Annotated in this window: 15 protein-coding genes; 6 read left to right on the top strand and 9 right to left on the bottom strand. The window is 47.8% G+C overall.

All coding sequences use genetic code 11. The annotated features are described in order from the left end of the window. Window positions 1-28 precede the first annotated feature (28 nt). Window positions 29-1,120, bottom strand: a complete 1,092-nt coding sequence (mutY, locus tag ACYVB1_RS10825) for an A/G-specific adenine glycosylase (protein WP_460923593.1) — start codon at window positions 1,118-1,120, stop codon at window positions 29-31. 325 nt (window positions 1,121-1,445) lie between these two features. On the opposite strand from mutY, the gene ACYVB1_RS10820 reads away from it, so the two are divergent. From ACYVB1_RS10820 to ACYVB1_RS10810, 3 genes are all read left to right on the top strand, one after another. Further along, on the top strand, window positions 1,446-1,751 hold the full coding sequence (locus ACYVB1_RS10820; RefSeq protein ID WP_115566595.1) for an HU family DNA-binding protein: 306 nt from the start codon (window positions 1,446-1,448) through the stop codon (window positions 1,749-1,751). A 61-nt stretch (window positions 1,752-1,812) separates the two neighbouring features. Then, the gene (locus ACYVB1_RS10815) at window positions 1,813-2,685 is read left to right on the top strand and encodes a tetratricopeptide repeat protein (RefSeq protein ID WP_460923592.1); all 873 of its coding nucleotides are present in this window, start codon (window positions 1,813-1,815) and stop codon (window positions 2,683-2,685) included. A 206-nt stretch (window positions 2,686-2,891) separates the two neighbouring features. Beyond that, window positions 2,892-4,484 (top strand): Rne/Rng family ribonuclease, encoded by a 1,593-nt coding sequence (locus tag ACYVB1_RS10810; RefSeq protein ID WP_460923591.1) that lies wholly within the window; start codon window positions 2,892-2,894, stop codon window positions 4,482-4,484. 79 nt (window positions 4,485-4,563) lie between these two features. Here the strand turns inward: ACYVB1_RS10810 and ACYVB1_RS10805 are convergent, their stop codons facing one another. Further along, window positions 4,564-5,181 carry a porin family protein gene (locus ACYVB1_RS10805; RefSeq protein ID WP_460923590.1) on the bottom strand — a complete coding sequence of 206 codons (618 nt, stop codon included), beginning with the start codon at window positions 5,179-5,181 and terminating at the stop codon, window positions 4,564-4,566. 125 nt (window positions 5,182-5,306) lie between these two features. Between ACYVB1_RS10805 and gldB the strand changes: the two genes are divergently transcribed. Next, entirely contained in the window at window positions 5,307-6,311 is a 1,005-nt protein-coding gene (gene gldB / locus ACYVB1_RS10800) for a gliding motility lipoprotein GldB (protein WP_460923589.1), read from the top strand. 125 nt (window positions 6,312-6,436) lie between these two features. Beyond that, entirely contained in the window at window positions 6,437-7,633 is a 1,197-nt protein-coding gene (locus tag ACYVB1_RS10795; protein ID WP_460923588.1) for a glycosyltransferase family 4 protein, read from the top strand. A 94-nt stretch (window positions 7,634-7,727) separates the two neighbouring features. On the opposite strand, the gene ACYVB1_RS10790 is transcribed toward ACYVB1_RS10795, so the two are convergent. From ACYVB1_RS10790 to ACYVB1_RS10760, 7 genes are all read right to left on the bottom strand, one after another. Further along, a complete protein-coding gene (locus tag ACYVB1_RS10790; protein ID WP_460923587.1) occupies window positions 7,728-8,423 on the bottom strand; it encodes a hypothetical protein in 696 nt (231 codons plus the stop codon). A gap of 49 nt (window positions 8,424-8,472) precedes the next feature. Next, complete coding sequence (locus tag ACYVB1_RS10785) at window positions 8,473-9,534, bottom strand: oxidoreductase (RefSeq protein WP_460923586.1); 1,062 nt, start codon at window positions 9,532-9,534, stop codon at window positions 8,473-8,475. Window positions 9,535-9,617: 83 nt separating this feature from the next. Next, complete coding sequence (locus ACYVB1_RS10780) at window positions 9,618-10,511, bottom strand: M28 family peptidase (protein WP_460923585.1); 894 nt, start codon at window positions 10,509-10,511, stop codon at window positions 9,618-9,620. Between the two features lie 223 nt (window positions 10,512-10,734). Next, window positions 10,735-11,415 carry an endonuclease III gene (gene nth, locus ACYVB1_RS10775; protein WP_460923584.1) on the bottom strand — a complete coding sequence of 227 codons (681 nt, stop codon included), beginning with the start codon at window positions 11,413-11,415 and terminating at the stop codon, window positions 10,735-10,737. Between the two features lie 19 nt (window positions 11,416-11,434). After that, window positions 11,435-11,614 carry a hypothetical protein gene (locus tag ACYVB1_RS10770; RefSeq protein WP_460923583.1) on the bottom strand — a complete coding sequence of 60 codons (180 nt, stop codon included), beginning with the start codon at window positions 11,612-11,614 and terminating at the stop codon, window positions 11,435-11,437. A 25-nt stretch (window positions 11,615-11,639) separates the two neighbouring features. Beyond that, on the bottom strand, window positions 11,640-12,242 hold the full coding sequence (locus ACYVB1_RS10765; RefSeq protein WP_460923582.1) for an RNA polymerase sigma factor: 603 nt from the start codon (window positions 12,240-12,242) through the stop codon (window positions 11,640-11,642). A 286-nt stretch (window positions 12,243-12,528) separates the two neighbouring features. Beyond that, window positions 12,529-12,903: a group III truncated hemoglobin gene (locus tag ACYVB1_RS10760; protein WP_460923581.1), complete on the bottom strand. Its 375-nt coding sequence runs from the start codon at window positions 12,901-12,903 to the stop codon at window positions 12,529-12,531. Window positions 12,904-13,075: 172 nt separating this feature from the next. On the opposite strand from ACYVB1_RS10760, the gene ACYVB1_RS10755 reads away from it, so the two are divergent. After that, window positions 13,076-13,258 carry a hypothetical protein gene (locus ACYVB1_RS10755; RefSeq protein ID WP_460923580.1) on the top strand — a complete coding sequence of 61 codons (183 nt, stop codon included), beginning with the start codon at window positions 13,076-13,078 and terminating at the stop codon, window positions 13,256-13,258. Window positions 13,259-13,288 lie beyond the last annotated feature (30 nt).

The raw sequence follows: 13,288 nt of genomic DNA, 5'->3' as shown, positions 1-13,288 counted from the left end.
TGCTTTTGCCTGCATAAAAAGTTTCAGTCTATAAATATACTAAAATCTTAGCATCTTTCAAATAGCTGTCAATCAATATTGGCTTCGGCAGTGCCTCTATTTCTTCAACGTGAAAAGGGGCTACTCTTGTTTCTCTCAGCACCTCTTCTTTTAAAGGAGAAGTTAGCCTTATACGGTAAAAGCGGGCTGTTATTTTCTGGTGGCTCAGGATGTGCTTGTAGTCTTTCAGAGGCGGCTGCAGGTGGTTCGGGTCTATCTGCAGGCCAGCATGCTGCAACTCCTGTACCAGTGCCTCCAGGGGCAGGCTTTTTTCCTGGCTCTCATACAGGTAAAAGTCGTAAAGACCCTGCCAGATGTCGCCCTCCAGCCGCTTACGCAGGTAAAAAGTCCCCTCGTGCTCCAGTACAATATAGTGAAAAAAGCGGGGTCGCGCTGCCTTCGCTTTTTTCTTTACAGGCAGCTCCTGCACCATGCCGTTGTTAAAGGCAAAGCAACTTTGCTGCAGCGGGCAGAACAGGCAGTCGGGCATAACAGGGGTGCACTGGATAGCGCCGAACTCCATGATCGCCTGGTTGTACAGGTCAGGGGCACCAGCAGGCACGAGTTCATCTGCCAGTTTCTGGAAGATTTTCCGGGAGGCCGGTACTGCAATATCATCAGAGACACCGAACACACGGGCCAGCACCCTGAACACGTTCCCATCCAGCACCGCTACCTGCTCCCTGAATGCAAAAGCTGCAATAGCGGCAGCTGTGTAGCTTCCTACTCCCTTCAGTTTAAGCAGTTCTGCATAACTGTCAGGAAACTGTCCTCCATACTGTTCCACTACAATTTTAGCGGTATGATGCATGTTGCGGGCCCTTGAATAGTAACCAAGGCCTTGCCAGAGGCGCAGTACTTCGTCTTCAGGGGCGGCGGCCAGTTGCTGCACCGTAGGGTAGGCCTCCACAAACTTCTGATAATAGGGCAGGCCCTGTGCTACACGCGTCTGCTGCAGTATCACCTCTGAAAGCCAGATGTAATACGGGTTGGTGGTGTCGCGCCAAGGCAGCGAGCGCTTGTGCTGCCCATACCAGCGGAGGAGCGTGTCAGAAAAATATGATGGGGCGGGAGTAGCCATGTTTTGGGGTGTGAATACTAGAGTTCCGGGGTTGATAAAACACACCAAAGGACGTGAATGTTTGCTGGTGGTGCAACATTGATATAAAAAGCCTGAGGCTGAAATATATACCTTTTCGCCGCGTTATGGGGTGGTGCGGATTGTATAAACAGGTGTTTTGGGGTGCTAAAGCGGTGCGTATGAGGCGCTAATAATTTATGGGGAATGCTTTTACTTGTCGAAAAGTAAAACTACCTTTGTGCCCCGAAAATGAGGAAGCGAACGATCGCGCTGATTCCAAAGGATAGAAAGTTATCTTATTATTAAATTATAAAAATCTAAGAAAGTGACTAAAGCAGAAGTAATATCAGAAGTTGCTGATAAAACAGGGATTGATAAGGCGGATGTACAGGCTACAGTAGAGGCGTTTTTCAAAGTGATCAAAGACTCTATGGCTGATGGTAACAACATCTACGTGCGTGGTTTTGGTAGCTTTGTGAACAAGAAGCGCGCGAAGAAAGTAGCTCGTAACATCTCTAAGAACACGTCTATCATCATCGACGAGCACTTTATCCCGAGCTTCAAGCCATCGAAGACCTTTATCCAGAAAATCAAAAACAGCAAAAAAATACAGGAGTTAGCTCATTCTTAATTTTTTGTATCTTTGCTGATCTAAAATATTTTAAATCAGAATACAACCTTAGGTAAAAAGAATGTCACGGTCACAAATATTGATAGTTGTTGCAGCCATCGTGTTGGTAGCTGTCATGTTCTTTTTGCCTAAAGTGGTTGTAAACGAAGAAGACAAAGAGGGCTTTGCCCAGAATGAGTCTGCCGCAGCTACGCCGGAAGGTCATTCAGAAGATGATGGGCATGACCACGGGACAGCGGAAAGTACAACTGCAGCAGGTGCACATATGGCTGCCACTCCGGAGCAGTTGATGGAACTGGCCACGACACGTGCCCGGTACAGCAAAGCCACCGACGAGCAGGCGCGTATGCGACTGGCGACAGAGCTGGCAGAGGCTTATGCTACTGCTAACAAATACGACAGCGCCGGTTATTACTTCGAAATTGCAGCAGAAGCTCGCGGAGGCGAGAAGAGCTACAAGAGGGCTGGTGACGCGTATTATGAAGCATTTACTTTTGCGTCTACTCAGGAACGCGCCAGTGAACTTGGTGCCAAGGCCCGTGAGATGTATGAGCAGGTACTAAAGAACAATCCTTCTGCGCTTGATGCAAAAACGAATGTGGCCATGACGTACATTGCCAGTACCAACCCGATGCAGGGAATTACACTGCTGCGGGAGGTGATTGCATCAGACCCAAACAACGAGAAGGCGCTGTTTAACCTTGGTATCCTGTCTATACAGTCCAGGCAGTACGACAAGGCGGTAGAGCGCTTCCGAAAGCTTGTGTCTGTAAACCCGGCACATATAGAGGGAACCTTCTATTTAGCCGTATCGTTGGCAGAGACAGGGGAAACTGAAGAAGCGAAGGCCTTGTTTAACAAGGTAAAGGGCATGAGCGATGACCCGGCACTGGCAGCCTCCGTGGATGAGTACCTGACTAAACTAAAGAATTAAAGAAAATATTTATATAACAAAAACTACAAGACTATGCCTTGCGGAAAGAAAAGAAAAAGACATAAGATAGCCACTCACAAGAGAAAGAAGCGCTTAAGAAAGAACAGACATAAGAAGAAGTAATTTCTTCTATAGTTTTAAGGCCCACTTTGCTTTGCAAAAGTGGGCTTTGGTCTTATACATCCTAAATAACCATTTGAGAGAAATTGAGTAACGAACTGATTATCAATTCTACTCAAGATGGGGAACGTATTGCGCTTTTACAGGACAAGCGCCTGGTGGAGTATCACTTCGAGTCGAAAGACACGGACTATATAGTCGGTGATATTTTTCTGGGCACTGTAAAAAAAGTAATGCCTGGCCTAAACGCTGCTTTTATTGACATTGGCTATCAGAAGGATGCATTTCTGCATTACCATGATCTGGGAGCGAATGTGCGAACACTTAACAAATATGTTAAAGCAGCGCAAACACAGAAGAACGCGTCACCAAAGCTCAACCAGATAAAGTTTGAGCCCGAGATAGATAAACTCGGAAAAATGGCTGATGTCCTTAAAAAAGGGCAGCAGCTTTTGGTGCAAATCGTAAAAGAGCCAATTTCAACCAAAGGCCCGCGCCTTTCCTGCGAGATTTCGCTGGCTGGCCGATACCTGGTGCTCGTGCCGTTTTCAAATACGGTAAGTGTGTCCAAGAAAATCGTCAGCAAGGAAGAGCGTACGCGCCTGAAGCGACTGATCACCTCCATAAAGCCGGAGAACTTTGGTGTTATCATCAGAACGGTGGCAGAAGGACGTGATGTGGCAGAACTCGACAGAGACCTGCGCAACATGGTCGCAAACTGGGAGGAAGGCTTTAAAACGCTGCGGATAGCAAAACCCAATGATAAAGTTATTGGTGAGCTGAACCGTTCTTCATCCATCTTGAGGGATTTATTGAACGAGAGCTTTGATAGCATAGTAGTAGATGATACACACCTCTATGACGACATCAAGGCATACATCAGTAGCATTGCCCCGGATAAGTTAAACATCCTGAAGCATTATACTGGTAAAACCAAGACCTTTGAACACTTTAACATTGAGAAACAGCTAAAGTCTGCTTTCGGCAAAACAGTTACTATACCAGGCGGCGGATACCTGGTGATAGAGCACACCGAAGCACTGCACGTGATTGATGTTAACAGTGGGAACAAATCCAATACCGAAACCGATCAGGAGGCAACTGCGCTGAACGTGAACATGATGGCAGCCAGAGAAGTGGCCCGTCAGCTGCGTCTCCGGGATATAGGTGGTATCATTGTAGTGGACTTCATCGATATGAAGTCGGCGGAAAACCGCCAGAAAGTATTTGAGGTAGTAAAGGAGGAAATGAAGAGAGACCGTTCAAGGTCCACTATTCTCCCCATCTCAAAATTCGGCCTGATGCAGATTACAAGACAGCGTGTAAGGCCTGAACAAAACATTGTAACCGGGGAGGTTTGCCCTACCTGCAACGGCACCGGTAAAATAACAGCCAGTATACTGGTAACAGATGAAATTGAGGCAGCGGTAGACGACCTGCTGACCAGCCACAACCACAAAAGCCTGACGCTTTACCTGCATCCGTTCTTGTATACCTATTATACAAAAGGAATAATGTCACGGCAGATGAAGTGGTTCTTTAAATACTTTAAGTGGGTAACACTGGTAAAAGACACCTCGCTGGGCATCATGGACTTTAAAGTGATGGACGACAGAGGGGAGGAAATTGAACTGCGCGCCGCACTGGCAGATGTAAGTGTGGTAGCAGATGAAGTATAAAATAAATATACAGCGTAACAAAAAAGCCGCACCGATTTCTTATCGGTGCGGCTTTTTTATTTTCTCTGGTGCAGTGTGCTTAAAACTTCACCCCAAAATCAATGGAAACGCCATTGTTCTTCACAGAAATATTCTTGTCGCTAAATTGGTCTTCGTAGTAATCATCAATATCAGTAAGCCCGCGGTGGTACGTAATGCCGCCAAAAAGTTTGGTGCTCTGCCCTAGCTGAAACTCAGCGCCTCCACCAATCAGTGCATCTGCTTCAAAAAGGTTGAAACGCTTTGTCACGCGATCGCCGTTAATAACTTTCTTGTTGTTTACCTGGGCAGCTACTTTGGTGTTGAGTGAGCCACCTACTTGGAAATAAGCAATAGTACCGGGCGCCAGTTCGTTAGTAAATAGCTTTAGCGTTACAGGCAACTCAATGTATTGCAGGTTGATGTCGTCCTGGCCTCTGGTGGTAACAGTGGAGCCACCAGTGTCGCGGGTATAGCTGTAGGATATTTCTGCGCCTTTGCTGCGGTACATCAAGCCGGTGCTGAACGCATAGTTCTGAGCGAAAAAGTAATCCGCTACTACACCTACACCAAGACGCAGTTTGCTGCTCTCTTTTTCAAAATTGTACCTGTCTTCTGCAATAAAGCGGTTACCAGCTATCGTTGGCGACACCATCAGCCCTATCTCGACTTGTGCCATCGCTGAAAAACCTGCGACCAAAAACAGCATGAGGAATGTAAGTTTCTTCATAAGTGTGGTTAAATTATACTAAGTGTTACTCTAATACGACGGAACACCTTATTTTTGTACAAAGATACGCAACAATGTATTACAGATTTCTATTACTAGCAACACTTCTGGTAGCTTTTGGCTGCAAAGACAAAGGCTGTGAACTTCCGGATGAAATTGCACAGATACCCGTAAACGTGGAAATTGAGCGGCTGGAAAAACCCTTTTTCACAGCAGACTCGAAAGAAGATATTCTTGTTTTTATGAGAGAGAATCCACAGTTCTCAGAAAAGTTTTTACAGGCAGACAACCGCCCGTCTGATTCACTGCTGGTTACACCGCTGTACGAACTGGCCACAAATGCTGCCCTCGATACTTTAGCCCGGCAGGCTATGCAGCGTTTCGGAGACATGGAGGAAGAGCGACAACAGCTGGAGACGGCTTTTAAAGTAGTGAAATTCCATTACCCGGAGTTTTATGTGCCGCAGGTAAAAACTTTCGTAACCGGCCTTGGCACCCTGGGCAACGATTTGTTTGTGTCCGACAGTTTGCTGGTGTTCGGGTTAGACTACTTTATCGGTAAAGAAGCCAGCTACCGGCCGCAGGTATACGATTATATTCTAAGCCGCTACGAGCGGGAGAAAATGGTGCCAGCGGCCATGCTCCTGCTCTCTGACCGCTTTAACAGAACAGATGCCACTGACAGAACGCTGCTCGCCGAAATGCTGAGCATTGGCAAGGCCTACTACTTTGTGCAGACAGTGTTACCCTGTACCGCTGATTCAGCTATTATCAGCTATACAAGCCAGCAGATAGCAGATGTGCACCATAACGAAGGCCGTATCTGGGCGCACTTTATTGAAAAGGAACTGCTGTATGAGAAAAGCCCTTTTGTAGTGAACAAATACATCGGAGAGCGCCCCAGCACACCTGAAATTGACGCCACTGCCCCGGGCCGCATAGGGGCATGGGTAGGTTGGCAGATTGTGCGGAAATACATGGAGCGCAACCCGGAGGTAGCACTCCCGGAATTGATGGCTGAAACCGACTACCGGAAAATATTCAATGAGTCGAGGTATAAGCCGGAGAGAAGGAGGTAACTTTATAATTCCTGATAGTCAGTTGTTGCTTGTTACGCGGGTGCAGAGTTCAAGGTCCAGACTTAAGTTCTCAGCCATCTCTAATTGACGACAAGCCATCAACAACCAACCATTAACAATACATAATGCACATTGCCGTACTAAACCAGCATCACAACACCCCGGATTGCCCTTCTACCGCCCGCCATTATACCTTCATAGAGTACCTGGCCCAAAAGCACCGGGTTAGCCTGGTGGCAAGTGATGCGTGGCGGAGAACATGTATTGCCGACAAACACAGTTGGGTGCCGGAGGGGGTAGAGCTGCACGAGAGCCATGTGCCTTATGAAAACAAAATGGGTATAAGACAGCGGCTGAAGTCTTTTGTGGGTTTTGCAGGCAGTGCTTTCAAAATGACCATGCAACTGCAGAAGCCGGATGTGATATGGGCCGTATCCACGCCGCTTACCACACCCTGGGTAGCAGCGCAGGTGGCACGGCTGCGTGGGGTCCCTTGGGTGTTTGAGGTGCAGGACCTCTGGCCCAGTTTTCCGATTGCGATGGGGGCTGTAAAAAATAAATGGGTGCAACAGCGCCTGTATAAGCTGGAGAAAAGCCTTTACCGCAGCGCCAGCCATATTATTACGCTCTCCCCGGACATGACAGACTATGTAGCTGGCCTTGGCATTAGCCGGGATAAAATTACCATGAACTATAATGGCACGAACCTGGAGATGGTAGATGCCGTGCAGCCGGAGGACGTGGAGGTACTGCGTCAGCAGTATCAGCTGCAGGATAAACAGGTGGTGCTGTATGCCGGCACCTATGGCCGGGCCAACGACATGCCTACCATGCTGCAGGTTGTAGAAAGCTTAGCGGGAGAGCAGCACATTCGTTTTGTTTTTGCAGGTGCCGGCTATTATGAACCGCAGCTGCAGGAACTGGCGCAGCGGGTACCGAACCTGTTGCTTTTACCACCGCAGCCCCGCACCGAGATCTTCAAACTGTTTAAGCTGGCAGACCTTTCAGTTGTTTCTTTTAACGACCTGCCGGTGCTGGCAACTAACTCTCCGGCTAAAATGTACGACAGCCTGGCCAGCGGCACCCCGGTGCTGGTAACTAATCCTGGTTGGACAAAAAGCTTTCTGGAGCAGCATGACTGTGGCTGGTATGCACCTGCTGAACAACCCTCCGCTATAGCCAAGGCTATAAAAGAGCTGCTTGCAAAGCCGCAGGAGTTGCAGGCAGCAGGCACGCGTGGTGCCGCCATCGCCCGTAAACTATTCGACCGCCAACAGTTGGTGCTGGAGGTCGAAGAAGTGCTGGAGCAGGTAGTGCGGTAGTTTTTCGTAATGCCGTCAGCGGATTCACAGTGGGTATGTGCCTTTTTGTTCGTTGGGAGGATGACCCTTCAAAAGGCGAAAGAAAGGCAACAAATTATATTGTTTTCCTCAACCAGCAAGGGTATTTGGCTTTAGAGCTGTTGAAGATCTGCTCCTGTCTGCCCAATACGCCCAGCCTATAAATAACCACTGCAACTGCCCTGCCCAGGCAACCGCTGACATACTGGGAGGCAGGCGGCGGACCAAAAAGGTTAGCGCCGTGTACCAGCACAAGAAAAACAATCAAAGCCCATAAAGAATATAAACCGGTTCTGCCCTCTGCCCATGTAGTGCGCAGGTAGAGCCATAGGCCAAACAGAAATAGCAGCCCTTCCAGTAGCAGCGTGCCACCCATGGAATTCCAAAGGCCGAAGCCTACCCGTGGGGAGTTGCCAGGGTAAAGCGGGAGGTCAGGGAGGTGTACAATCAGGTCGAGAAACCAGTGGCTTACCACCAGCAAGCCCAGTACAAGAGCCGTTTTCACGTCTTTTTGAAACAACCAGTGTACCAGCGCAAACAAAAGCCCCCAGCCCAGCACAAGCACAAGGCTATGCGAGATAGGATAATTTGTAAACGCTATCGGTACAGGATTGCCGGGAGCGGGGTTGATGGTGGCATGTTCCAGGTTCAGGAGAAGCAGCGTGGGCCAAAGCAGGTCCAGGAACTGAGCACCAAGAAACAGTGTGCCCAATGAAGCTTTAGGAGCTGCGGCTTTGCCTGCAAAGCCAGCAGCAAAATGACCAATGAACATCTTTTTATAGCGTAGATGAGTTATGATTTACGCTATAAATGTAATAAATTTAAGAAAATTTTATGTTCCTTTTTTCTTCATGGCTTTGCATAGCCAGCTCAATCACTCTGATGGTGTCGCGTGCCTGCTCTGGCTTTACCTCCAGTTCGTCCTCACCTAAAATAGCGTTGTATACATTCTGGTAGAAAGCAGTATAGTCACCGGCTTCACTTTTGATTTTCCCGATGATTTGGAGTCCTTCAAAATCAGTATTGAGCTTACCCCAGGTTTCTTCCGGCTCTATACCCCAGTCAGCATTGCCTTTTGGAGACTGGCCTTCTTTTAGCGCAGCTTCCTGCACATCCAGGCCGTATTTTAGAAAAGAGCCTTTGTCGCCGTAAATTTTATAGCGTGGGCCCTGCTCCCGCACCAGCATACCTGCCCTTAAAATAACACGCAGGCTGGGATAGTGCAGTATCAGGTGAAAGTTATCGATGATCTGGCTGTCTTCCCGCTGGATGCGAAGGTCTGCAGAAATTTCAGAAGGCAAGCCGAAGAGGCACAATGCCTGATCTATCAGGTGCGAGCCGAGGTCATAGAGTAAACCAGAGCCTGGAGCCTCCTCTTCCTTCCAGCTATCAGGCTTCAGGAAATTGCGGAACCGGTCAAAGTGTGCTTCATACTCCACCACTTCTCCCAGCAGGTTTTCAGAAACTATTTTCAGGATTGTCTTAAAATCGCTGTCCCAGCGGCGGTTCTGGTATACGGTCAAGAGCCTGTCCTGCTTTTCTGCCAGCTCCATCAGTTCATCGGCCTCGGCAGAGGTAACCGTAAAAGGCTTTTCCACCACTACATGCTTGCCTGCCAGCAATGCCTCTCTTGCCAGGCTCAGGTGCGAGCTATTGGGAGTGGCTAGCACGACTAAGTCAACAGACTCATCCTCAAAAACAGCCTTTGCAGTGTCAACAATTTTGGCCTCCGGGTACCGCTGGTTGGCCAACGCGATGTTTTCAGGGCGGGTTTCTCTGATTTTGGCGAGGCGGAGCCCCGGCACATTGGTAATGAAGGGTGCATGGAACATACTGCCGGCCATGCCAAAGCCAATGAGGCCTACATTGATAAGTTTGCTCATGATAAGAATAGGGTGTAAGGAAATTTGCGGCCGTTAAGTTAAGCAGAAATTTGAGCTAAGTGCATGACTGCTATAAAGATTCTCTATTTAAGCTCTTCGCTCATAGAGATCAACATGCCTGTAACACCGGTCACCACTTCTGCCATTTTATCAAAGTTCAAGGTGTCGATGGTGTCGGTTGTCATGTGGTAATGTGGGTTTCTTAAAAACGAAGTGTCGTTCACCATTACAGCATCAAAGCCATGCTTTGAATAACTGCGGTGGTCCGATAAATTGGCCAAACCGTTTGTAACCGGAAAGGCCACCGGAAATACAGGTACGGTGCAGTGCTTCTGCATACGGGACGCCAGCGTTTCGGCCACTTCTTTCTGTGAACTGTGGCCTGCAATAACAACAAAGTTGCCAGTCTGGGGGAACATGCTTTTCAGGGCAGGGTCAGGGAAATGCTGGGAGCCGGGGGCATCGCTGAAGTAGCCAATCATTTCATAGGCAATCATATATTTAACCGGCACTTTCTGGTTCAGCATCTGGCGTGCGTGCACTGCGCTGCCCATTTCATCTGTTCCAAAAAAGGGTGGCTCTTCCAGGCAATAGCCTACAAACTCCAGGGTATAATTTAGCTTTTCTTTTTGCTGGTATGCCTGTAGCAGCCTGGCTGTTTCCAGCATGCCGGCCACCGCGCTGGCATTGTCGTCTGCCCCGGGCTGGTCACCACACACGTCATAATGCGCTCCTATAATTATCCTTTCTTCGCGTGTTCCCTTGTATAAGGCAGACACATTCCGGTATTTTTCTCCGCCTCCTACCGTAAAGTCCTGGTATTCTATCTTGTCGAAGGACAGCTTGTCCAGCTCTCTATAGATATAGCTGGAGGCTGCTTCCAGCGATTGCTTGTTACGGTAGTTCCGGGCAGGCTGAAGGGTGGTCAAAAATTCTACATCCTGGTAAAGTCTCTGTTTGTCTGCTTGTAGTGCCATAGTAGTTCTTAGCTTGTAGGTGAAGGGTGCCTATAGAAACTACGGTTAATCTGGCTGCACTGTCTGATTCTGCTCCATTTTTCCAACATTGGGTTTGAAGAAGTTGAGCAGTAGAAATGCCTAATATAAACAAAATCAGTGTTCTATAGAGCAGTATCCATAAAAGGCTGCTTTTGTTTTGAGGACCTGATACCTGCAGGTGTTGGCTGTTTAGCGGCAGCCTCTAGCCACCCAGTTTATTTTCCGGGTCATCCGGGATGTTAGGGAAGTTCTTCTGGAAAAAGGCGCAGAAGTGGGTGAGAGGGCACTCCTCACATTTGGGCCTGCGAGCCACACAGATATAGCGGCCATGCAGAATAAGCCAGTGATGCGCTTTGGAAACAAGCTCCTGGGGGAGGTTGGCTACCAATTGCTTTTCTACCTCCATCGGTGTTTTGGAGGCTTTTGTTACCAGGCCCAGTCGCTTGCTTACCCGGAACACATGCGTGTCCACGGCCATGGCAGGCTGGTTCCAGATAACGGACACAATGACGTTAGCGGTTTTACGGCCTACGCCCGGTAGCTTTACCAGTTCCTCCACCGTGCTGGGCACTTCTGAGTTAAACTGCTCTACCAGCATTCTGCCCAGCCCTGCCAGGTGCTTGGCTTTGTTGTTAGGGTAAGAGATGCTTTTAATGTACGGCAGTACTTCTTCAGGTGTGGCAGTAGCAAGGTGCTCTGGTGTAGGGTAAGCCTCAAAAAGAGCAGGCGTTACCATGTTTACACGCTTATCGGTGCACTGGGCACTCAGCACCACAGCCAGAATCAGCTCATAGGGGTTGCTGTAGGCCAGTTCTGTTTCAGGCTCCGGGAAATGCTGCGTGAAATACTCAATCAGAAGTTTGTAACGTTCCTTCTTTTGCATAAAAAAAGTTTGCAGTCGGTTAAGACTGCAAACTTAAGCTTTTTGAGTAATTTAATATGTTATTGACGGCGCGCTGATGAGGAGCCTTGGCGGCAGCATCAAGCAGCTGTTGCATCATCAGCAAATCGGAGCAGCTCTCAGCCAGCTCTAAATCTTGCGTTAATGCTAATTCCAGCTGCTCGCAGGCTTCGTCAGCCAAATCGTTGTACACATACTGGATTAGCTCATTCTGAGTAGAGGTTTTTATCATACGCTATGTTGTTGTTTAGCATCTTCTTCCTCAGGTTGATGAGCGCATAGCGCATACGACCCAAGGCTGTGTTGATGCTCACACCGGTAGCGTCTGCTATTTCCTGGAAACTCATTTCAGCGTAATGCCGCATCATAAGCACTTCCCGTTGCGTTTGTGGCAACGTCTGGATAAGCTCGCGTAAACGCGCATGCGTGTCCTCTTTTATCTGAAGCGACTCTGCCGAGTCTTCCGAAAAAGACATGTTGTTGAACACGTTGCTGCCGTCTTCCAGCGTGATCATCGGGCTTCTCTTCTCTTTACGGAAATGGTCGATTGCCAGGTTATGGGCAATGCGGCAAATCCATGAAGAAAATTTACCTTCCTCGTTATACCGGCCGCTTTTCATGGTGTGGATGGCTTTGATGAAAGCATCCTGAAGCAGATCTTCGGCTGTATAAGAGTCTTTTACTATTAAATAAATTGTTGTGTATACTTTGTTCTTGTGCCTGTTTACTAGTTGTTCAAACGCACTTTCTTTACCTGCGATATAGAGCGATATCAAAGCAGAGTCGCTCATCTGGGTAGTTGTATTCATCTTAAAGCTACATTAGGTTAACGTAGAGCTTTATATCATATTGTGGCGTTTACTAGTTAGAACAAAATTTTTCAGAAGTGTAAATCAAATATAGATAATGTGTTTTTCATGTGCAATAGCTGGTCCTGCTATTCTGAAAAAAAGATAAAAGAATTATACAGAAGGCTATACCCCTTACGTTGTGCCCGCATGTCTCTCTTCTTTGTATTTAGGCACAAAAACTAAGCCAGCAGACGATACTACTCCTGCTGGCGCCCCGGAAAATACTAGCTAAAAAGGATAAAAGTTACGCCAGGGCGCTAAAAAGCCCCATTTTTACCTGGAAAATTTTAGCAATGCTGGCAGCTTTCTGTTTGGCCTCGGCTGATTTTTCGCCTTCAAAAAGCATATCCACTGTTTGGTTAAACAGCGCCGTCCACCGGCTGAAGTGTTGCTTTTCAATAGGAAGGCGCAGGTGCTTTGGGAAAGGCTGCCCCCTGTAGGCCATGTTTCCTAAAAGAACTGTGCTCCAGAAGTTATACATGACTGGCAGGTGCGTCTGCCAGTTTACTTTTGCAAAAGTATTAAAAATAGGAGACAGCAGCTCATCTTTGTTCACGTTGTCGTAAAATGTATCTACTAGTAGTTTTATGTCTGCTTCGGTTTCTATGTCTTTCTTCATCTCAAATTGCTGCTTAACAAGAAGGTGTTATAGGGTTTGTTGTGACCTCTGGCGAATGTCTTGCCTGAGCTGGTATTAGCGTCGCCTGCCCCAAAATAAGCTTGCTTCGGAAACTCAATGGATTGTAGCTCCGCTGACAAGATAAATCAGGATGAACCATGAAATTTATTTTATGGCAGTACAATTTTATGCACATCTGAACATAAAAAAAATGACCTGCATCACCTTGAGCAGGTTTGCCAGCGAGGTGCAGGCGGCAGCGCGCCAGGAGCAGAAATGCAGCAGTAAACAGGAGGAGTGGATGAGAGAGGAGGAGAGGCTTGCTTGTACTGCTGAGGGAAAAGCAGGGACATAAAAAATCCTTCGAAAGAGCTGAGGAATCTTA

The sequence above is a fragment of the Pontibacter brevis genome (assembly GCF_054779655.1).
This window is presented reverse-complemented; position numbering and strand designations above follow the sequence as displayed.

What these genes read in the sequence shown, in the direction of transcription:
- mutY (WP_460923593.1), bottom strand. Translation starts at nt 1,120, where the DNA reads ATGGCTACTCCCGCCCCATCATATTTTTCTGACACGCTCCTCCGCTGG.
- ACYVB1_RS10815 (WP_460923592.1), top strand. Translation starts at nt 1,813, where the DNA reads ATGTCACGGTCACAAATATTGATAGTTGTTGCAGCCATCGTGTTGGTA.
- ACYVB1_RS10805 (WP_460923590.1), bottom strand. Translation starts at nt 5,181, where the DNA reads ATGGCACAAGTCGAGATAGGGCTGATGGTGTCGCCAACGATAGCTGGT.
- gldB (WP_460923589.1), top strand. Translation starts at nt 5,307, where the DNA reads ATGTATTACAGATTTCTATTACTAGCAACACTTCTGGTAGCTTTTGGC.
- ACYVB1_RS10795 (WP_460923588.1), top strand. Translation starts at nt 6,437, where the DNA reads ATGCACATTGCCGTACTAAACCAGCATCACAACACCCCGGATTGCCCT.
- ACYVB1_RS10790 (WP_460923587.1), bottom strand. Translation starts at nt 8,423, where the DNA reads ATGTTCATTGGTCATTTTGCTGCTGGCTTTGCAGGCAAAGCCGCAGCT.
- ACYVB1_RS10785 (WP_460923586.1), bottom strand. Translation starts at nt 9,534, where the DNA reads ATGAGCAAACTTATCAATGTAGGCCTCATTGGCTTTGGCATGGCCGGC.
- ACYVB1_RS10780 (WP_460923585.1), bottom strand. Translation starts at nt 10,511, where the DNA reads ATGGCACTACAAGCAGACAAACAGAGACTTTACCAGGATGTAGAATTT.
- nth (WP_460923584.1), bottom strand. Translation starts at nt 11,415, where the DNA reads ATGCAAAAGAAGGAACGTTACAAACTTCTGATTGAGTATTTCACGCAG.
- ACYVB1_RS10765 (WP_460923582.1), bottom strand. Translation starts at nt 12,242, where the DNA reads ATGAATACAACTACCCAGATGAGCGACTCTGCTTTGATATCGCTCTAT.
- ACYVB1_RS10760 (WP_460923581.1), bottom strand. Translation starts at nt 12,903, where the DNA reads ATGAAGAAAGACATAGAAACCGAAGCAGACATAAAACTACTAGTAGAT.
- ACYVB1_RS10755 (WP_460923580.1), top strand. Translation starts at nt 13,076, where the DNA reads ATGGCAGTACAATTTTATGCACATCTGAACATAAAAAAAATGACCTGC.